At 67.9% G+C, this 17731-nt stretch carries 20 protein-coding genes; 9 read left to right on the plus strand and 11 right to left on the minus strand.

The features are described 5' to 3' along the window. The first annotated feature begins 2 nt into the window (after positions 1 to 2). From ACQPYM_RS37510 to mptB, 3 genes are read left to right on the plus strand one after another with little or no spacing between them, the layout of a single operon-like run. Complete coding sequence (locus tag ACQPYM_RS37510; RefSeq protein ID WP_433010585.1) at positions 3 to 989, plus strand: ATP-binding cassette domain-containing protein; 987 nt, start codon at positions 3 to 5, stop codon at positions 987 to 989. Next, positions 986 to 1747 carry an ABC transporter permease gene (locus ACQPYM_RS37515; RefSeq protein ID WP_433010587.1) on the plus strand — a complete coding sequence of 254 codons (762 nt, stop codon included), beginning with the start codon at positions 986 to 988 and terminating at the stop codon, positions 1745 to 1747. The genes ACQPYM_RS37510 and ACQPYM_RS37515 overlap by 4 nt, the downstream gene beginning before the upstream one ends. A gap of 41 nt (positions 1748 to 1788) precedes the next feature. Next, a complete protein-coding gene (gene mptB / locus ACQPYM_RS37520) occupies positions 1789 to 3207 on the plus strand; it encodes a polyprenol phosphomannose-dependent alpha 1,6 mannosyltransferase MptB (RefSeq protein ID WP_433010589.1) in 1419 nt (472 codons plus the stop codon). Here the strand turns inward: mptB and menD are convergent. Genes menD through menE form a run of 3 tightly spaced genes read right to left on the minus strand, consistent with a single transcriptional unit; the run spans position 3194 to position 6854 of the window. After that, complete coding sequence (gene menD / locus ACQPYM_RS37525) at positions 3194 to 4834, minus strand: 2-succinyl-5-enolpyruvyl-6-hydroxy-3-cyclohexene-1-carboxylic-acid synthase (protein WP_433010591.1); 1641 nt, start codon at positions 4832 to 4834, stop codon at positions 3194 to 3196. The genes mptB and menD overlap by 14 nt on opposite strands. Further along, positions 4831 to 5757 (minus strand): o-succinylbenzoate synthase, encoded by a 927-nt coding sequence (locus tag ACQPYM_RS37530; RefSeq protein WP_433010593.1) that lies wholly within the window; start codon positions 5755 to 5757, stop codon positions 4831 to 4833. The genes menD and ACQPYM_RS37530 overlap by 4 nt, the downstream gene beginning before the upstream one ends. Then, entirely contained in the window at positions 5754 to 6854 is a 1101-nt protein-coding gene (gene menE, locus ACQPYM_RS37535) for an o-succinylbenzoate--CoA ligase (RefSeq protein WP_433010595.1), read from the minus strand. The genes ACQPYM_RS37530 and menE overlap by 4 nt, the downstream gene beginning before the upstream one ends. Before the next feature lie 89 nt (positions 6855 to 6943). Here menE and ACQPYM_RS37540 point away from each other — a divergent pair, with 89 nt between their 5' ends. Both ACQPYM_RS37540 and ACQPYM_RS37545 read left to right on the plus strand, forming a co-directional pair. After that, positions 6944 to 7816 carry a 1,4-dihydroxy-2-naphthoate polyprenyltransferase gene (locus ACQPYM_RS37540; RefSeq protein WP_433010598.1) on the plus strand — a complete coding sequence of 291 codons (873 nt, stop codon included), beginning with the start codon at positions 6944 to 6946 and terminating at the stop codon, positions 7814 to 7816. Positions 7817 to 7948: 132 nt separating this feature from the next. After that, positions 7949 to 8932 (plus strand): IS701 family transposase, encoded by a 984-nt coding sequence (locus tag ACQPYM_RS37545; protein WP_433010602.1) that lies wholly within the window; start codon positions 7949 to 7951, stop codon positions 8930 to 8932. Position 8933: 1 nt separating this feature from the next. On the opposite strand, the gene ACQPYM_RS37550 is transcribed toward ACQPYM_RS37545, so the two are convergent. The 7 genes from ACQPYM_RS37550 to ACQPYM_RS37580 form a co-directional block, all read right to left on the minus strand. Then, entirely contained in the window at positions 8934 to 9740 is an 807-nt protein-coding gene (locus tag ACQPYM_RS37550; RefSeq protein WP_433010604.1) for a maleate cis-trans isomerase family protein, read from the minus strand. After that, positions 9737 to 10408 carry a transglutaminase-like domain-containing protein gene (locus tag ACQPYM_RS37555; protein ID WP_433010606.1) on the minus strand — a complete coding sequence of 224 codons (672 nt, stop codon included), beginning with the start codon at positions 10406 to 10408 and terminating at the stop codon, positions 9737 to 9739. Before ACQPYM_RS37555 ends, ACQPYM_RS37550 begins: the two co-directional genes overlap by 4 nt. Before the next feature lie 16 nt (positions 10409 to 10424). Then, positions 10425 to 11543: an acyl-CoA dehydrogenase family protein gene (locus tag ACQPYM_RS37560; protein WP_433010608.1), complete on the minus strand. Its 1119-nt coding sequence runs from the start codon at positions 11541 to 11543 to the stop codon at positions 10425 to 10427. 70 nt (positions 11544 to 11613) lie between these two features. Further along, on the minus strand, positions 11614 to 11988 hold the full coding sequence (locus ACQPYM_RS37565; RefSeq protein ID WP_433010610.1) for an ectoine synthase: 375 nt from the start codon (positions 11986 to 11988) through the stop codon (positions 11614 to 11616). A 36-nt stretch (positions 11989 to 12024) separates the two neighbouring features. Next, positions 12025 to 12291: an acyl carrier protein gene (locus ACQPYM_RS37570; protein ID WP_433010612.1), complete on the minus strand. Its 267-nt coding sequence runs from the start codon at positions 12289 to 12291 to the stop codon at positions 12025 to 12027. Beyond that, positions 12288 to 13766 (minus strand): AMP-binding protein, encoded by a 1479-nt coding sequence (locus ACQPYM_RS37575; RefSeq protein WP_433010615.1) that lies wholly within the window; start codon positions 13764 to 13766, stop codon positions 12288 to 12290. The genes ACQPYM_RS37570 and ACQPYM_RS37575 overlap by 4 nt, the downstream gene beginning before the upstream one ends. Before the next feature lie 215 nt (positions 13767 to 13981). Then, on the minus strand, positions 13982 to 14431 hold the full coding sequence (locus tag ACQPYM_RS37580) for a MarR family winged helix-turn-helix transcriptional regulator (protein WP_433010618.1): 450 nt from the start codon (positions 14429 to 14431) through the stop codon (positions 13982 to 13984). A gap of 154 nt (positions 14432 to 14585) precedes the next feature. Here ACQPYM_RS37580 and ACQPYM_RS37585 point away from each other — a divergent pair, with 154 nt between their 5' ends. The 4 genes from ACQPYM_RS37585 (at position 14586) to ACQPYM_RS37600 (ending at position 16567) form a co-directional block, all read left to right on the plus strand. Beyond that, positions 14586 to 14906 (plus strand): DMT family transporter, encoded by a 321-nt coding sequence (locus tag ACQPYM_RS37585; protein ID WP_433010621.1) that lies wholly within the window; start codon positions 14586 to 14588, stop codon positions 14904 to 14906. A 42-nt stretch (positions 14907 to 14948) separates the two neighbouring features. Beyond that, positions 14949 to 15350 (plus strand): DMT family transporter, encoded by a 402-nt coding sequence (locus ACQPYM_RS37590; protein WP_433010624.1) that lies wholly within the window; start codon positions 14949 to 14951, stop codon positions 15348 to 15350. 90 nt (positions 15351 to 15440) lie between these two features. After that, positions 15441 to 15926, plus strand: coding sequence for a nucleoside deaminase (locus tag ACQPYM_RS37595; RefSeq protein ID WP_433010626.1), 486 nt, complete (start codon positions 15441 to 15443; stop codon positions 15924 to 15926). Beyond that, entirely contained in the window at positions 15923 to 16567 is a 645-nt protein-coding gene (locus tag ACQPYM_RS37600) for a DsbA family oxidoreductase (protein WP_433010629.1), read from the plus strand. The genes ACQPYM_RS37595 and ACQPYM_RS37600 overlap by 4 nt, the downstream gene beginning before the upstream one ends. Here ACQPYM_RS37600 and ACQPYM_RS37605 read toward each other — a convergent pair. Continuing rightward, the gene (locus ACQPYM_RS37605) at positions 16564 to 17703 is read right to left on the minus strand and encodes a PLP-dependent cysteine synthase family protein (RefSeq protein WP_433010632.1); all 1140 of its coding nucleotides are present in this window, start codon (positions 17701 to 17703) and stop codon (positions 16564 to 16566) included. The genes ACQPYM_RS37600 and ACQPYM_RS37605 overlap by 4 nt on opposite strands. Positions 17704 to 17731 lie beyond the last annotated feature (28 nt).

Here is a 17731-nt window from a genome sequence, read left to right on the forward strand (position 1 = left end):
GCATGATGATCGAAGCTCGCGGACTCGTCCGCACCTTCAAGACCAAGCGCGGGCCGGTGCAGGCCGTGCAGGGGGTAGACCTGGATGTCGCCGACTGGGAGATCGTCGGCTTCCTCGGCCCGAACGGGGCCGGCAAGACCACCACCATGCGGATGCTCGCCACCCTGATCACGCCGACCAGCGGCACCGCGACCGTGGCCGGTTGCGACCTGGCGAAGGACCCGGTCGGCGTCCGCCGGCGGATCGGGTACGTCCCGCAGAGCGGCTCGACCCTGCCCGAGGCGATCGCGGGCGACGAGGTGGTCGACCACGCCCGGCTGTACGGCGTGGACAAGAAGAAGGCCGCCGCCGACGGCCAGGCGCTGTTCGAGCAGCTCGACCTGCCCGGCCTGTGGCGGCGCCAGTGCAAGACCCTGTCGGGCGGCCAGCGGCGCCGGCTCGACATCGTGATGGGGCTGATCCACGACCCCAAGCTGATCTTCCTGGACGAGCCGACCACCGGCCTCGACCCGCAGGCACGGGCGAACCTGTGGGAGCACATCCGCGGACTGCGCGAGCGCGGCGCGACGATCTTCCTGACCACCCACTACCTGGACGAGGCGGACGCGCTCTGCGACCGGATCCTGGTCATCGACCACGGCAAGATCGTTGCCGCCGGCAAGCCTGACGAGCTCAAGCAGCAGGTCTCCGGCGACGCCGTCCGGCTCAGCCTGGTCGACGAGACGCAGGCCACCGGAGTGACCAAGATCGTGGCCGAACTGCCCGGCGCGGTCGCGATCGAGATCGACGGTGACGTGGTCGCCTTCCGGATCCCCAAGGGCGGTTCGGTGCTGCCCTCCCTGCTCCGCTCGATCGATGCCCAGGGCATCGAGTTGAACGGCGTCGAGGTGCACCGCCCGACGCTGGACGACGTCTTCCTGACCATGACCGGCCGCTCCCTGCGCGACGAGGACTCCCCCGCTACCGAGGTCAAGGAGGTCGCCGCATGATTCTGCGCGAAACCTGGATCGTCTTCAACCGTGCGATGCGGCTGTCGCTGCGCAATCCGATGTGGTCCATCCTGATGCTCAGCCAGCCGTTGATGTACCTGTTCCTGTTCGGCCCGCTGCTGAAGCCGATCACCTCGACGATCAGCGAGGGCGCGACCACCAACGCCTACCAGGTGTTCATTCCCGGCCTGATCGTCCAGCTCGGCATGTTCGGCGCGATGTTCGTCGGCTTCGGCCTGATCGCGGAGTACCGGGCCGGCGTGATCGAGGCCGACCGGGTCACCCCGGCCTCCCGGATCGCGCTGATGGCAGGCCGCGTACTACGCGACGTCGTGGTGCTCGTCGCGCAGACAGTGCTGTTGCTGCTTGCTGCCCTGCCACTGGGCTTGCGCGCACCGTGGGGTGGCGTCTTGCTGTCCCTGGTAATCGTCGCCCTCCTCGGTGCAACCTTCGCCTCGCTCTCGTACTCCGTCGCGCTCATCACCAAGAGCGAGGACGCCCTGGCACCGCTGCTGAACGGCATCGCGATGCCGCTCCTGCTGCTGTCCGGCATCCTGCTGCCGATGCAGATCGGCCCGACCTGGCTGCAGCGGCTGTCCGACATCAGCCCGCTGAAGCACGTGGTGACGGGCGTCCGCTCGCTCTTCCGCGGCGACATCGCCAGCAGTTCGTCCCTGTGGGGTCTCTTCTGGGTCATCCTTCTCACCGTCATCGGTCTGGCAGTTGGCGCCCGTACCTTCCGGAAGGAATCTGCCTAGCGTTCATCGGTGGGCCGCTTTGCCGAACTAGCGTCGGCGGCATGCGGGTGCCGTCGGCGTTTTTTCGTGGGCTGGTCGGGTCAGGCATCGTGGCCGTTGCCTCCCTGGTGACCTCGGTAGTGCCGGAGTCCTCATGGGTGGCGTCGCTGCCGATCGCCAGTGACCTACGGGCCACCTTGGCCGGCCGGATGACCGGCCTGACGTTCATGGTCGCCGGACTCGGCCTACTCGTGTGGGCCTGGCTCTCGGTCGGCCGAGAGGTCCTCGCGGGCGTACGGGTCCGGTTGTTGCCGATGGTCGTGTGCTGGAGCGCGCCATTGCTCCTGATCCCACCACTGTTCAGCAGGGACGCCTGGAGCTACGCCGCTCAAGGGGCGCTGGTCGCCAACGGCTACGACCCCTACAGCGTCGGCCCCGGCGTCCTGTCGGGCCCGGTCATCGAGGCGGTCGACCCGATGTGGATGGCGACCCCGGCGCCGTACGGGCCGTTGCCGCTCGCGTACGGCGGGCTCGCAGCGCGGCTGACCCTCGACCCGTACGTCCTGATGCTGGCGCACCGCTTGCTGGCAGTGCTCGGGTTCGTGCTGATCGCCTGGGCCGTACCGCGGCTCGCCACCGCCTGCCGTGTGGACCCGACTGTCGCCACCTGGCTGGTCGTTGCCAACCCAGTGCTGATCACCCATGGCCTGGGGGCGGCGCACAACGACGTACTGATGCTGGGACTGGCTTGCTCTGCGTTTGCTCTGGCGCTGACAGGTCATTGGGGCACGGCTGCTGTCCTGGCTGGCACTGCGGCTGCAGTGAAGTTGCCCGGCGGGCTGGTGGTCATCGCGATAGCCGCAGTGATGAGTCCCCTGGCTGGTCGTGCACGGTTGCGGCTGGCCAGCCTGGCTATCGCCGGTGGTGTGTCGGTCCTGACCTTGGTGACTATCGGTGAGTTGACCGGCGTCGGGTCGGGCTGGCTGAGCGCACTCGACGTACCGGGGCTCGTACGGTCACCGCTGTCCATCGCCAACCTGATCGGGCTGGGCGCGTCCGGAGTACTGTCCTGGCTCGGTGAGGACTCAGCTGCCCAGCAGGCTCTGCAGATCGTGCGATTGCTCGGGATGATCGCAGCCGTTGGGTTGATCGCGCTGCTGGGCCTGCGGTCACACATCCACAACGCCGCGCGAGCAGTGGGAATCGCCTTGCTGGCAGTCGTTCTCCTAGGCCCCACTGCTCATGACTGGTACTTCGTCTGGTGCTTGCCGTTCCTGGCAGTCGCCCGGCCCGGCCGCAAGCTCACCACTGCGCTGATCGGGGTCAGCACCATCCTCACCATCGCCGCCCCACTCAACTCGTCCCTGCGCGGCGCAGTCATCCCCATCCTCGTCACGACCTCGCTGGTCCTCGTGGTGCTCGGCTGCCTCCTAGGCCGCCTCCGCACCCTCCAGCCGGCCGTCGTGGCTACAACTGGCTGACGGCAGCCCGCAGCTCGGCCTGCAGGTCGCGGTGCGTGGACCGGTCGACCCGTACTTCGATGATGTCGATGCCGGCGACTGTTTGGGCTAGGGCGTCTCTTAGTGCGTCTGTTGTCTCGACCAGCTTGTAGGGGGTGCTGGTGGCGGCGGCGAGTGCGGAGAGGTCGACGTTGTGCGGGGTGCCGAAGACGCGCTCGAAGTGGGTGGCGTGGTCGGTGCCGCCTTGTTCGAGGGTGCTGAAGATGCCGCCGCCGTTGTCGTTGACGACCACTATGCGCAGGTCGGGGCGCGGTTCGGCTGGGCCGATCACCAAGCCGTTGGCGTCGTGCAGGAAGGCGAGGTCACCGACCAGCGCGTAGGTTGGGCCGGCGTTGGCGAGGGCGGCGCCGACGGCGGTGGAGAGGGTGCCGTCGATGCCTGCGAGGCCGCGGTTGGCCACTGTCCGGATCGGTACGACGGGCGCCAGGTCGAGGTCGCGCACTGGGTTGGAGGAGGCGACGACGAGCATGCCGTCGGCGCCGATCACCTCGCCCATCAGGGCTGCGACGGCTGGGCCGCTGAGGCTGCCTGCCAGGACCTTGTCGATCGCCGGGCGGGCCTGCTGGTCGGCTTGCAGCCAGCGGTCCAGCCAGTCGGTGGTGTCCGTGCCGATCACTTCGAGACCGGTGACGACGGCCGCGGCCCGGCGTCCGGCGTCGGGCCACAGACCGGTCGGCGACACGACGATGACCTCGACCTCGGGGCGCGCGAGGAGCTTGGTGACCGGCCGCGAGAGGGTCGGGTGCCCGAACACCAGCACCCGCTCGATCTCATCGTTGAGAGAGGTTGCTGCTAGCAACAATCGGTAGGCCGAGATGACGGCGGGGCCGGTTCTGGCTCGGCTGGACGGTTCGGCGAACAGCGGCCAGTTGCCTGCCTCGGCCGCGAGCCGCGCCGCCTGCGAGGCGCCGTCGCCCGCCACCACCACGGTCTTGGGTCCGGGCGCGACTGCCGAGGGCTGGGCGGCGGTGGCGTGCACGCTGGTCCATGGGCCGGTGCTGCGCCCGTCGAGCGGTTCTGGCCAGTCACCGTCGTCTGTGGGCACCAGGGGTTCTACCAGCGGGCAGTTGAGTTGCACCGGGCCGGGGTCGGCTGTGCGGGCGCCCACTGCTGTAGACACGGCGCGGGCGATCTGTGAGCGCCAGTACGCGACCTGGCCCAGCTGCTTGGTCGGCGTCCCGAGCTCGTGGAAGAGGTGGACGGCGTCGCCGAACACCTTCAGCTGGTCGGTGGTCTGGTTGGCACCGGTCCCCCGCAGCTCCGGCGGGCGGTCGGCGCTCAGCACGATCAGCGGCAGGCCGCTGTGGGATGCCTCCAGGACAGCCGGGTAGAGGTTGGCGACCGCAGTACCGGACGTTGTTACCACCGGCACCGGCAGCCCCGTGCCACGGATGAGTCCGAGAGCCAGGAAACCCGCCGTACGCTCGTCGATCCGCACGTGGAGGCGCAGGCGCCCGTCTCGGTCGGCAGCGGCGAGAGCCAAGGCCAGCGGGGTGCTGCGCGAGCCGGGAGCCAGCACCGCCTCGCGGACGCCGGACCTGATCAGCTCGTCGACCACCACTGTCGCGAACGCCGTGGACGGGTTCATCTGCTTCCTCTCAATGCATCTACCCTCGCGAACCGCGCTTCCCACTTGGCAGTGGTCGCTCGGTCGGCAGTTGGCAAGTCTTGCGCCGGTACCAGGCGCTTCACCGGCAAGAACCCATCGACGGGCAGCAGCGGCTCGTCGACGACCTCCGCTGTGAACATGGAGACAGTGGCCAGGCCGCACGCGTACGGGAGCTCCGGCAGCGCCGCCGCGAGAGCTACACCGGCAGCGATGCCGATCGAGGTCTCCAGCGCAGAGGAGACGACGACCGGCAGGCCGATCTGCTCAGCGATGTCCAGACAGGCCCGCACACCACCGATCGGCTGCACCTTCAGCACTGCAATGTCGGCCGCCTCAAGCTTCCGCACCAGCAAGGGATCCTCGGCCCGCCGGATCGACTCATCGGCAGCGACCAGCACGTCGGTACGGCGCCGTACCGACGCCAGGTCTTCCACTGCGGCGCAGGGCTGCTCGACATACTCCAAGTCGAAGCGGCGCAGTTCCTTCAACGCCCGCAGGGCTTCCTCGACAGACCAGCCACCGTTGGCATCGATGCGCACCTGCCCACGACCGATCGCATCCCTGACCGCCTCAACCCGCTCCAAGTCATCCTTCAGGGTCTGCCCCGGCTCAGCCACCTTCACCTTGGCCGTTGCGCACCCCGACGTCCGCACAATCGCGGCAGCCTTCTCCGGCCCCACCGCCGGCACTGTGCAGTTCACCGGTACGACGTCCCGTACCGGTTGCGGCCAGCCGTCGAAGGCCGCCTCCCGAGCAGCCCGCAGCCACGACACGCAAGTCGCGTCGTCATAGTCCAGGAACGGCGACCACTCCGCCCACCCTGCCGGCCCTTCGAACAATATCCCCTCGCGCGCCGTGATCCCGCGGAACTTGTTCTTCAACCCGAGCGCAAAGGTGATCACCGCACACCGTCCAGCAGCAACTGCCGATCAACCTTGCCCGAAGCAAGCATCGGCAGGCTGTCCAGCCGCACGAGCTCCCGCGGCGCCCAGGTCCGCGGCAGGACCTCACCGACGAAGTCCCTGAGTTCGTTCAGCGCCACGTCACCCACCACGAACACGACCACTCGCGAACCCCATTCGGCATCAGGAACCCCGAGCACCACGGCGTCCTTGACCTCCGGGTGTTCCAGGACCCGCGCCTGCACAGCGGTCAGCGTCACGTTGACCCCACCAGAGATCACCACGTCGTCAACCCGCCCGGTCACCCGCAACTTGCCGTCGACGACCTCCCCCCGATCCTGAGTCCGGAACCACCCATCCCGCAGTACTTCAGCGGTCAGCTCCGGCCGCAACCGGTAGCCACTGAACAGCGTCGGTCCTTTGATGCAGATTCTGTGGTCTTCCAGCCGCAGCGAGGTGCCTTTCAGTGGCTCGCCGGCGTAGACGCACCCACTGCCGGTCTCCGTCATGCCATAGGAGGGGATTGCTGTGACGCCCGCAGCGGCTGCCTTCGCCTTCAGCTCGGCGGGCATCGCGGCGCCGCCGATGATGATCGCGTCGAAGCTCAGCAGCGCCTCCAGCTCCGTCTCCAGATAGCGAGCGAGCTGCGTCGGCACCATCGCCGTGTAGCGCCTCTCCCCTGTCATCGCTTTCGCCGCGGCAGTGAAGGTCGGGTGATCCCCCGCGACGACCGGCGCCTGACCAGCCAGTACCGAGCGGGTGAGGACCTGCAGGCCGCCGACGAAGTACGGCTGCATTGGTAGCAACCACTGGCCCGGTCCACCCAGCCGCTCGTGGGTGGCAGTGGCGGACGCGACCAGCGCGCTGGTGGAGAGCATCACGCCCTTGGGCTCGCCCGACGAGCCGGACGTGGTCAGTACGACCCCACAGTCCTCCGACTCGAGCGGCTCGTCCGGGACCACCGCCTGCCGCACCCGCTCCGCCGAGGCGGGATCACCCGGCAACGGAGCGAACGCAGTACCGGTGCCTTTGAGTAGGGCGCTCAGTGCAGACAGCACGGCATCCGGGGTGCCAGGGACTAGCCGCAACGTAGACATGTCACTCCGAGCGTACGGCGCGGCCCGGCGGAGCCCGCAGCCTGTGCCGCCTGCAAGCCCTTGCCCAGCGGCTGACAGAATCGGTTGCCATGGCCACCCCTGCCCAGTGGATCGAAGGCGCCCGCCCTCGCACCCTGCCCGCCGCGATCGCCCCTGTGCTCGTCGGCACGGGTGCAGCCGCCTACGTCGACGGCTTCGTCTGGTGGAAGGCCCTGCTGGCGCTGGGCGTCGCTCTGGCGCTCCAGATCGGCGTCAACTACGCCAATGACTACAGCGACGGCATCCGCGGCACGGACGAGAACCGGGTCGGCCCACTGCGCCTGGTGGGCTCCAAGGTGGCCAGCCCGCGGCAAGTGAAGACCGTGGCGTTCATCTGCTTCGGCCTCGGCGCAGCACTCGGCCTGGTGCTCACCGCAACGACGACTTGGTGGATGCTCGTCCCAGGAGCCGCCTCGATCCTCGGAGCCTGGTTCTACACGGGCGGCAAGAAGCCTTACGGCTACCGAGCGCTCGGTGAGGTCAGCGTCTTCGTGTTCTTCGGCCTGGTCGCAGTACTCGGTACTACGTACGTCCAAGCCGAGAAGCTGCACTGGACGGCAGTAGCCGGTGCAGTGGCCATCGGGAGCATCGCCTGCGCTCTCCTGGTCGCCAACAACCTCCGCGACATCCCCACCGACTCGGTGACCGGCAAGCGGACGCTGGCCGTAGTACTGGGTGCTGCCCGCTCCCGCCGCCTGTACGCCGGGCTGGTCGCGCTGGCCTTCATCCTGGCGGCCCTGTCAGCCCTGGCGACCCCCTGGGCCCTGCTGGCCCTCATCGCGCTGCCGCTGGCCGCCAAGTCGATCAAGGTCGTCGTCAGCGACGCAGTCGGCCCTGCACTCATCCCAGTACTCAAGGGAACCGGCCTCACCGAGCTGGTCTACGCCGCCGGACTCACGGCCGGCCTGTTCCTCGGGCGCTAATGGCAAGCCATTCAGCTCCGGTCTAATTGTCCAGCAAACGCTTGGCTGAATATCCAGATAGTAACTGCGCATTTACCTCTTGCAGTTGAAAAACACTGAGGCCATTCCGAGTTCCCTGATGGTCTACGAGCTATGACCACAACCTCACTCAGTTGTTTCACCGACGAGTTGTTCCGGCGATTACCCAGAGCCGACCAGCGGCGGTGGGCCGAGGTCTATGTGCGGGGACTGCTCACCACTCCGGGCAAGAAGACCGTCCGGCGGATGGCAGCCGCGGTCACCGAATCCGGTACCGCAGCCGAGGCCCTTCATCAGTTCGTCAATGTCAGTCCCTGGGACTGGGAGCCCGTCCAGGCCGGCCTCATGCGCTGGGTCGAGCAGCAAACCCGGCCCCGGTCCTGGGTCGTCGCCGCGGCGGTGATCCCCAAGCGCGGCGAGCAGTCCTGTGGAGTGCATCGCCGCTTCCTTCCCCGGGCCGGACGGACCGTCAACTGCCAGATCGGGATCGGCGCCTTTCTCTCGTCGGCCACCGGGGAGCTGCCGGTCGCCTGGACCATGCTGCTGCCCGCGGAATGGTCCGATGCCACCCGGCGCCGGCGCGCTCGCATTCCGGGTCCCGCGGTACCTCCGGCCGGGAGCGTCCTGGACCTGCTCGACAGCCTGACCCCGCCTGGAGCCACACCGACAATGCCAGCGGGTTCCTTGCCCGTGGTGGCCGACCTGATCGGATATCTGGACACCCGCGCGCTGATCCATGGGCTCGTCGAGCGTGGTCATGACTTCGTCCTCGCCGTACCGGACAACCTGCCACTGCAGCCCGATCTGAAGCGCACCTACCGCCTGTTCGACCAGCGCCGGGCGGGCCGGCCCTGGCACGATGGCCGGTGGCTCACGAATCTGACGAACCGGCCGTTCGGCGAACTCCTCGCACTGATCGACGGGTCGACCGGTTCGGCTACCGCTATCGCCCGGATGGAACAAGAGTTCGGTCTGCGAGACTTCGAGGGTCGTTCGTACCCGGGCTGGCACCACCACATGACGCTGGCCTCCGCGGCCTACGCCTATCAACAGGTCGCGACGTACCAGGCGCCACAAGTGGACCGCTATGCCGCCTGACTCAGGCTTGGCCGTCCTTGGGAGTGGTGCGGAATAGCTGCCCGTAGTCGCTGATGCCCTCAGCAACGTCTGCGGCGTCGGCCAGGTGCAGGGCGTGCCACAAAATCACCTGGTTCGCGGTGACCACGTGGAAGCCCAGCTCTTCCTCGAGGGACTTGATGGTCCCCACCGCACGGATGCCGTTGCCTGCGACCAGTACTGCGTCGGGCCGGTGGGCGGCGACCGTACCGCGGATCCAGGCGGACAGGTTGGCGGGCGTGATCGCCTTCTGGTTCGACGGCAGCCCACACGGGCCGTGATGCACGACGTCGAAACCGAACTCGCCGAAGTAGTCCGCGCCCTGCGTCGAGAGCACGTCGTCGAACCACGGCGGGTTCACGATGGCGATCTTCTCCGCACCCAGCGCGTGGAAGGCAGCGCGGGCCGCCTTGGTCGTGCCCGTGATCGGCAGACCGCGGGTGACCGGCGCGAGTCGTTCGTAGAGCTCCGCTTCCCCCTTGGCCTTCAACACATAACTGGACGAGGTGAAGCCGAGCGCGAGGGCGTGCAGCGGACTCGCGGCCACCAGTTCCACCGCCTGGTCCAGGAACGGGGGCTCGACGAACGCCCTGACCGGGTCGTGCGGAATCTTCTCGTCCATCTCGCCGCCGGCCCGCATGGCGGCGAAGTGGATCCGCGATCCGTGAATGGACACCGACGCCGGAGCCATCGCCTGCAGCTCGGCCTCCGGACCGACATCGGCATGCGGTACGACGACGCCGATCCGGGTACCGGCATCCCAGCCGTCGACGGGTGCTGTGGTGGTCATCGGCCTGCCGCCTCCTTCGCGAGGGAGCCACCGCTGACGGTTCCCGAGCCGGAGTCGTCGAGGAACTTGGGGTGCTTGGCCCGCATGGTGGCGATGACGTAGTCGTACGGGACATCGTCGAAGGCTCCGTGGTCGACCAGGAACTCCATCGATCCTCCCTCGCTGTGCGGGTGGTACAGGCTGTCGGCCGTGCCGTCGAACTCGAGGGCCTGCATGCGGTACAGCTTGCAGAGCATCTTGTTGAACACCGGCGTGGCCTTGACCCACCGGCCATTCAGGTAGAGCTGGGTGAGGCCGTGGAAGAACACGTCCGCGCCGATGTGCTCGATGAGCCGCGGCGACGCAAGGTGGTTGCGCACGTCGCCGTACACGAGGCGGGAAGGGATGCCGAGAGCACGGACCACCGCTGCGTAGAGGGCGGCCTTGTGCAGGCAGAACCCGGACTTGGCCCGTACCGTGCTCGATGCCTTCAGCCCTTCGGCGGACAGGTCCGCGCCGTAGACCTCGTAGAAGATGTCGTCGCGGACGGCGTAGTACAGCTCGATCGCGGTGGTGGTCCGGTCTGCCGAGCGGTCCTTGACGGCGTGGTCGATGAAAGCCTGGACCTCCTCGGTCTCGTAGTCGAGGAACTCGGTCGGGCGGGTGAGGTCGGTCAGGTCGATGGTCATGGCAGTCCTGTCCTGGTCAGAGGCCGATGAGAGTGGCGATGCGGTTGCGCTGGATCTCGGAGCTGCCGGAGTAGATCGTCCCGGCGATGGAGTTGCGCAGTTCGCGCTCCATCCCGAACTCGGTCAGCACCCCGCGGCCACCGTGGATCTGGACGGCGTCCAGCGCGGTCCGCACGTTCGCTTCGGAGACGATCGTCTTGGTGGCGGCGAGATCGAAGGCGGCGTCCTGCCCGGCCTCGACCTTGGCTCCCGTGTCGGTCAGCCACTTGCGGGCGGTCTCCACCCGCATCGCCATGTCGGCGAGCTTGTGCGAGATGGCCTGGTACTTGCCGATCGGCTGCCCGAACTGCGTGCGGGACCTGGCGAACGCGACCGTCTCCTCCAGCCGACGGGTCATCTCGCCGAGAGTGAGGGAGAAGCCGAACAGCACCTCCCGCTTCATCACGTAGTCCAGCACGAGGAATCCCGCGCCCTCGGCACCGATCCGATGGGTGACGGGAATCCGCAGCTCCTCGAAGGAGAGAGTGCCGATCGGGCTGGTCCGCAGCCCGATCTTGTCCATCACGGGGCCGACTGTCAGGCCGGGTGTGCCGGCCTCGACCAGCAGCGTGGTCAGGCCGAACGGGCCAGGCTTGCCGGTCCGCACGTACAGGAGGAACAGATCAGCGATGGGCGCATTGGTGATGAACATCTTGCTGCCGTCGACCTCGTAGTGGTCACCGTCGCGCCGGGCCATGGTCGACAGGTTCATCGCATCGGACCCGCCGGTGTCCTCGGTGATCGCGTGCGCGGTGACCAGGTCACCGGCCATGATGCCGGGCAGGTAGCGGTCCTTAAGCTCCGGTGATGCGAACCGCTGCATCGGGACACCGACGGACACGATCTGGGTGGAGGTGGAGAAGGACAGCCCTGCGTCCCGCGAGGTGTACCCGAGGCCTTCCAGGACACGCATCGTCTCGGTCAGGCTGCGGCCGTTGCCACCGAACTCGGGGTCGAAGGGCGTCCGCAGGATGCCGGAGTCCTGGATGGCCTTCCATTTGTCGTGCGGGAAGACACCGGCGGCATCCGACTCCCGCAGGCCGGCGTTGAACTGATCCGCCCACGGGGTGGCGAGGTGGAAAAGATCGTCGTTCACAAGATGTCCTCAGCTGTCTCGGCGGGCGGGGAAGCGGTGGGGCCGCGGGCAGCGGCCCCACCGCGCTGCGTCAGTACTGCGAGAAGCCGTCGGCGGACAGCGTGTGCTTCTCGTCACCGTTGATCGGTGGGTTGAACACGGAGATCAGGTGCAGGTCCTCGTCGTCGGACGCGATCAGGTAGTGCGCGTCGTGCTCGTTGAGCGCGTAGATGGTCCCTGGCACGATCTTGTGCCGGGTACCGTCCGTCTCCACCACCTCGCCCGAGCCGCCCACACAGAAGCAGGCCTCGAGGTGGTCGCGATACTGCAGCGCGCTGGTCGTGCCGCGCCGGACGAGGGTGTCGCAGATGGCAAAGCCCATGCCGTCGGCCTGGGTGAGAACGCGGTAGCTGAGGCCGTTGCCCCACTCGACGGGGGCGAGGGTCTCGATGCTGCGCACGATCATGTCTTCCTGCTCCTTGCTACTCGGTCGGGAGTTTGCTCAGGCCGCGCCGGCCGTGGAGTGGTCGGTGATCAGGTCGACGATCGCGTCCAGGCTGCGGAAGTTGTCCGGGCCGAGTTCGAGGTCGTCGAAGGAGACTGCGTAGGTTTCGGTGAGGTGCGAGATGAGCCGGATCAGCCCGAGGCTGTCGATGACGCCGGACTCGATCAGGCCGTAGTCACCGGTCAGGTCGGAGCTGTCCTCGCCGGCCAGGAACTGCTCGACGACATAGGTCCGGATCTCGGCGGCGACGTCTGTGCTGTTCACGGATGGATCTCCTTCAGGCGGTTGCTCTTGATCAGGTTTCGGTCGGGCTTGCCGGTGGAGGTACGGGGCAGCGGGGTGTCGGTGATGTGCACGGAGGTGGGAATGGCGTGCCGCGGCAGGTTCTGGCCGGCGTGCGTCCGCAGCCGAAGACCCGTCAGGGCGCTGCTAGGACGCCGGCTGACGTGGGCGTGCAGCCGGACTCCGGCCTGTTCGTCGGGCAGCGGGACGACGACTGCCTCGACCACGTCCGGATGGGCGGCAATCACCCGCTCCACTTCCTGCAGGTTGGTGCGCACACCGCGGACCTTCACCTGCCAGTCCGCGCGGCCCTGCAGGCTGTACAAGCCGGACTCGTCGCGGGTGACGAGATCGCCGGTGCGGTAGAAGGTGCGGCCGTCGATCACCGTGAACGCTTCGGCGTTCAGCGCGGCATCGAGGTAGCCGTCGGTCTGGAACGGGGTGGCCACCAGCAGTTCCCCGGCCCCGGCGGACCGCACAATCGCGCCGTCCGGGTCGCTGATGAGTGCGTCGGTTCCGGCGATGGGCCGGCCGATCGGCATCTTGCCGGTCTGGGTGGCGGGATCCACCTCGTGGATGAACGAGTCGTTGGTCTCCGTGCAGCCGAACACATTGTGGAACCGGGCCCGCGGGAAGGCCGCACTCACCAGCGCCAGCAGCGAGTCCGGCACGCTGTCCCCGGTGAAGATCACCTGACGGACCGCCGGGTTGGCCGAGCCGTCGTCGACCAGCAGCCGGTACAGCATCGGCACGCCCTGGACGAAGGTGACGGCGTGCTTCGTGACCAGCCCCTGGACGTACGGTCCGTCCGTGGCTCTGCCCTGATCCACCAGGACGACCTGCGCCCCCAACCGCAGGAAGGTCCAGATGTCCAGCAGGGCAAGGTCGAAGTTGAGCGGCGCGTAGGACAGCGCGACATCACCGGAGCTGAGGGCGAACTCGTCCGTGGCCCAACTCGCGAAGGCTTCGAAGCCGGCGGCCGCGATCGGCACGATCTTCGGGGTGCCGGTGGAGCCGGACGTGGTGAGGAGGAGGCACGAGCGTCCGGGATCCGCTGCCGCGAACCCGGCCGCCTCCTGCTCGTCGGCGGACACTGGTTCCGCCCTCAGGGCATCGGACGCGGTGAGAACCTGAGTGGCGCGGGCCTGCTGCGACAGGCGTTCCAAGGCGGCTGGACCCAGGTCCGGTGTGGGAGACAGCGCGACGAGACCCTCGTGGAACACAGCCAGCAGCAGCGCGATGGTCTCCGGGGTCTTGTGCGCCGGGACGCAGACCGTACTTCCAGCCGGCAGCCGCAACTCGAGCAGGTGGTGCCGAAAGTTCTGGGTGAGGTCGCTCAGTTCGCCGTACGTGACGGCGCGGTCATCGTGGATCAGGGCGGTTTCGTGAGGTCGTAGGTGGCCGTGAACGGCGACGGCATCGGCCAGGCGGGGCGAGGGCACGGGCGGTTTCCTCACGGTCGGGAGAATCCGGGCGTGCACACCAATCGGTCGCTGTTCCGACCCGTGGCGGCGGTCCTGAAGGTATCCCGAGAAGTAGATGCTTGGTCAAGCATCTACTTGGCGAAGTAGCTGTGAGCAAGATCATCATGCTTGACTGTGCAACGAAAAAATCCCGCTGCACCGACGGGCGCAGCGGGGTTTGTGCGGCGGCTCGGCGAGGCCGCCGGAAGTCAGCCTTGCGGGGTCCGGAGAGCCTGGACCGTGGGTCCGAGCTCAGGGTCGGCGGCGAAGACGTTCAGTGCGGAGGAGAGGACCTCCGCGTAGGTCGCGCGCGCCAGCTGGTAGCGCTCGCGCCCCTGGTCCGTGATGACCGCATAGACGCCGCGCTTGTCGGACGGACACAGGTCCTTGTAGGCGAAACCGGCCTTTTCCAAGCGCGCAACCAGCCTGGTGATCGACGACTGCCCCAGACCGACCTTGTCGGCGAGCTCCTGCATCCGCAGCTCATTGGTCTCGGAATGGGCCAGGTGCTCGAGGGAGCGGTACTCCGACAGGCCGATCCCGTGCCGGCCATGCAGGGCCAGGGACAACTCGCGTTCCACCCGCGCATGCAGCATCAGGACGCGATCCCACGCGCTGCGGTCGGAGGTGCGCGGGGGCGCAAGGTGCGAAGTCGTCATGGTCGGCCTCCTTCGGCTGATACTTGATCACAGTACATGCTCGCGCAACCTCCTCATGGCCTCCTGGACCGCTGCATTGACGTACAGTGACTTCTGATGCTTGCATGTACATGCATCTTCGTGAGCTGTTTCGGCCCCCAGGAAAGGACACCTGATGCACTGGCTCTACCTCGGCGTCGCCGTCGTCTTCGAGATCGTCGTCGCGATCGCGGCGGGCAAGGCGGAAGGTTTCACCAACCGCAAGTGGACGATCGTGACGCTGGTCAGCGGCGCCTTCGGCACGTACTTCCTCAGCCGGGCGCTGCTGACCTTCAACGTCGGAGTCGGCTACGCCATCTGGACCTCGGTCTCCGGCGTCGGCATCACGGTGCTCGGCGTGTTGCTGTTCGGCCAGCGCCTCAGCTGGCGCAAGGGGCTGGGCATCGCGGCGATCATCGCCGGAGTCGTCGGCCTCCAGCTCAGCGGCGCCGCGTAGTACCGGCCTGTCAACGCCCACTCACCACGAAAGGAAATCCTGATGTCCTCGACGACTCCCTCCGCCGCTCGCTCCTGGCTCATGCTGCTGCTGGCCGGCGTGTTCGAAATCGGCTACGCGCTCTCGGTCGGCGGTAGCCACGGCTTCACCCGGTTGACCTGGTCGCTGGTCGCCGTCGTGTTCTTCCTGCTGACCCTGTGGGCACTGAGCGTCGCGCTGCGCACCATCGAGGTCAGCATCGGCTATGCGGTCTGGGCAGGGATCGGGGCTGCCGGAGCGGCGGTACTGGGCCCCGTCTTCTTCAACGAGCGCCTCACCTTCGTCCAGTCCCTGTGGCTCTGCCTCATCATCGCCGGCGTCGTCTGGCTCAAGCTCGCCGACCGCATGGACGGCGCAAAGCAGCCCGTCGAGCAGCCGCAGGAAGCCGAGAGCGCCGGCGTCTGAAGATCTTGCCGCCCCGGAGCGGCACCAGGTCCGTTGCCGGCCGCTCCGGTTGTGCTGCCAGAACCGTCCCTACCTCCCCAAGGACCCGTCATGCCAACTGACCTCCTCGACCACCTGACTCCTCACCTGGAAGAAGCCGTCCGGATCAGCCGGGATCACGTCGCGGACGGCGGCATCCCCTTCTCCGGCGTGGTCGTCCGCGACGGCCAGGTTCTGGGCACTGGCTTCAACCGGGTGCTCGAGGACGACGACCCGACCGCGCACGCCGAAGTCGTCGCGCTGCGCGCCGCCGCGAAGAAGTACGGCCGGCTGAGCGTCGCGGGAGCGACGTTGATCGCCTCCGGCGAGCCCTGCGCCCTCTGCTACCTGGCCGCGCTCTACTTCCACGTCGACCACATCGTGTACGCCGCCGATCGCGAGACCGCCGGCATCTACGGCTTCGACTACGGCAGCTCCTACTCCATCTTCGCCAGCGACCCCACCAGCTGGCCGATCACGGTGACCCACCTCCCGATCGACGGACACGAAGTGCCGTTCGAGGAGTTCTCCACCGGCAGGAAGGGCGCGAAGCGATGACCGGCACCGTCAAGATCACCGTCTTCTCCGATTACGTCTGCCCCTTCTGCATGCTCGCCGAGGGCCCGCTCGAAGAGGCGACGAAGGACCTGGACGTCGAGATCGAGTGGAAGCCGTTCGAGCTGCGGGCCTTTCCGGCACCCACCCTCCGCCCCGAGGACGAGTACCTGCCCGCCATCTGGGCCCGGGCCGTCTACCCGATGGCCCGCCGCCTGGGGGTCGACATCACCCTGCCGACCGTCTCCCCGCAGCCGTACACCCACCTCGCCTTCGAGGGCTACCAGTTCGCCGCCGAGCACGGCCTGGGAAACGAGTACACCCACCGCATGTTCCGGGCATTCTTCCAGGAGGACCTGGACCTCGGAGAGCCCGACATCCTGCAGGCCCTGGCCGCGGAGATCGGCCTGGATCGCGCTGGCTTCCGCGCGGCCCTGGACAACCGCACGTACCGCGACAAGCACCAGGAGGCCCTCCGGGAGGCGCAGGCCTACCAGGTTCGGTCCGTACCGACCATCCTGGTCGGCGACACCCGGATCGAGGGCGTGCCGAGCCCCGTCCAGCTACGCAAGGCAGTCCTCGACACCCAGGCTCAGCAACTAGTGGCTTTCGGTGGCGCCTGCAGTGTGGATGGCGGCTGCTAGCGGACCGGCTCGCGCCAGCGGCCTGACTGGGCGAAGCCCTCCAGGGTCTCGGTGTACGGCGCCAGGTCGATCCCGTTGCGCTTCAGCCAGTCGTCGTCGTAGTACGTGTCGCTGTAGCGGTCGCCGCTGTCGCACAGCAGCGTCACGATGCTGCCCTCCACGCCGGTACGCCGCATCTCGGCCGCCAGCCGCAGCGAACCCCACAGGTTCGTCCCGGTCGAGCCGCCGACCAGCTTGCCGGTCACCTTCGAACAGAACCGCATCGCCGCGATCGAGGCGGCATCCGGTACGGCGATCATCCGGTCGACCACGCCGAGCACGAACGACGGCTCCACCCGGGGCCGGCCGATCCCCTCGATCCGGGACGGCCGGCCGGTGGCGAAGTCGCCGTCACCGGACTCGAAGGCCGGGAAGAAGGCCGAGTTCTCCGGGTCGACCACGGCGACCGAGGTGTCGTGCCGCCGGTAGCGGACGTACCGGCCGATCGTCGCCGACGTCCCGCCGGTGCCGGCGCCGACCACGATCCAGGTCGGCACCGGGTGCTGCTCCAGGCTCAGCTGGCTGAAGATCGACTCGGCGATGTTGTTGTTGCCCCGCCAGTCGGTGGCGCGCTCGGCGTAGGTGAACTGGTCCATGTAGTGGCCGCCGGTCTCCTCGGCGAGCCGCTTGGCCTCGCCGTAGATCTGGCCGGACCGCTCGACGAAGTGGCAGCGGCCGCCGTAGAACTCGATCAGGGCGATCTTCTCCGGGCTGGTCGAGGCCGGCATCACCGCGACGAACGGCAGCCCGAGCAGCCGGGCGAAGTACGCCTCGCTGACCGCGGTGGAGCCGCTGGACGCCTCGATCACCGTGGTGCCTTCGCAGATCCAGCCGTTGCAGAGCGCGTAGAGGAACAGCGACCTGGCCAGCCGGTGCTTGAGCGAGCCGGTCGGGTGCACCGACTCGTCCTTCAGGTACAGATCGACTCCGGTCGCGGGCGGCATCGGGAACACGTGCAGATGCGTGTCCGCGCTGCGGTTCGCGTCGGCCTCGACCAACCGGATCGCCTCCGACACCCACGCCCGCGCCTTGTCGTCGCGCCGATCGACTTCCCGCGACGGCACCGGCCGTCCCTTCACCCCGCTGGCCTCACTCATGGCCACAGGCTAGGACAGAGACCTTGTG

The organism is Kribbella sp. CA-294648 (assembly GCF_050943845.1).
Lineage (GTDB): Bacteria > Actinomycetota > Actinomycetes > Propionibacteriales > Kribbellaceae > Kribbella.

What these genes read in the sequence shown, in the direction of transcription:
- ACQPYM_RS37540 (WP_433010598.1), top strand. Translation starts at nt 6,944, where the DNA reads ATGGCCACCCCTGCCCAGTGGATCGAAGGCGCCCGCCCTCGCACCCTG.
- ACQPYM_RS37510 (WP_433010585.1), top strand. Translation starts at nt 3, where the DNA reads ATGATGATCGAAGCTCGCGGACTCGTCCGCACCTTCAAGACCAAGCGC.
- ACQPYM_RS37555 (WP_433010606.1), bottom strand. Translation starts at nt 10,408, where the DNA reads ATGACCATCGACCTGACCGACCTCACCCGCCCGACCGAGTTCCTCGAC.
- ACQPYM_RS37585 (WP_433010621.1), top strand. Translation starts at nt 14,586, where the DNA reads ATGCACTGGCTCTACCTCGGCGTCGCCGTCGTCTTCGAGATCGTCGTC.
- ACQPYM_RS37605 (WP_433010632.1), bottom strand. Translation starts at nt 17,703, where the DNA reads ATGAGTGAGGCCAGCGGGGTGAAGGGACGGCCGGTGCCGTCGCGGGAA.
- menD (WP_433010591.1), bottom strand. Translation starts at nt 4,834, where the DNA reads ATGAACCCGTCCACGGCGTTCGCGACAGTGGTGGTCGACGAGCTGATC.
- ACQPYM_RS37595 (WP_433010626.1), top strand. Translation starts at nt 15,441, where the DNA reads ATGCCAACTGACCTCCTCGACCACCTGACTCCTCACCTGGAAGAAGCC.
- ACQPYM_RS37545 (WP_433010602.1), top strand. Translation starts at nt 7,949, where the DNA reads ATGACCACAACCTCACTCAGTTGTTTCACCGACGAGTTGTTCCGGCGA.
- ACQPYM_RS37590 (WP_433010624.1), top strand. Translation starts at nt 14,949, where the DNA reads ATGTCCTCGACGACTCCCTCCGCCGCTCGCTCCTGGCTCATGCTGCTG.
- menE (WP_433010595.1), bottom strand. Translation starts at nt 6,854, where the DNA reads ATGTCTACGTTGCGGCTAGTCCCTGGCACCCCGGATGCCGTGCTGTCT.
- ACQPYM_RS37550 (WP_433010604.1), bottom strand. Translation starts at nt 9,740, where the DNA reads ATGACCACCACAGCACCCGTCGACGGCTGGGATGCCGGTACCCGGATC.
- ACQPYM_RS37515 (WP_433010587.1), top strand. Translation starts at nt 986, where the DNA reads ATGATTCTGCGCGAAACCTGGATCGTCTTCAACCGTGCGATGCGGCTG.
- mptB (WP_433010589.1), top strand. Translation starts at nt 1,789, where the DNA reads ATGCGGGTGCCGTCGGCGTTTTTTCGTGGGCTGGTCGGGTCAGGCATC.
- ACQPYM_RS37600 (WP_433010629.1), top strand. Translation starts at nt 15,923, where the DNA reads ATGACCGGCACCGTCAAGATCACCGTCTTCTCCGATTACGTCTGCCCC.
- ACQPYM_RS37580 (WP_433010618.1), bottom strand. Translation starts at nt 14,431, where the DNA reads ATGACGACTTCGCACCTTGCGCCCCCGCGCACCTCCGACCGCAGCGCG.
- ACQPYM_RS37565 (WP_433010610.1), bottom strand. Translation starts at nt 11,988, where the DNA reads ATGATCGTGCGCAGCATCGAGACCCTCGCCCCCGTCGAGTGGGGCAAC.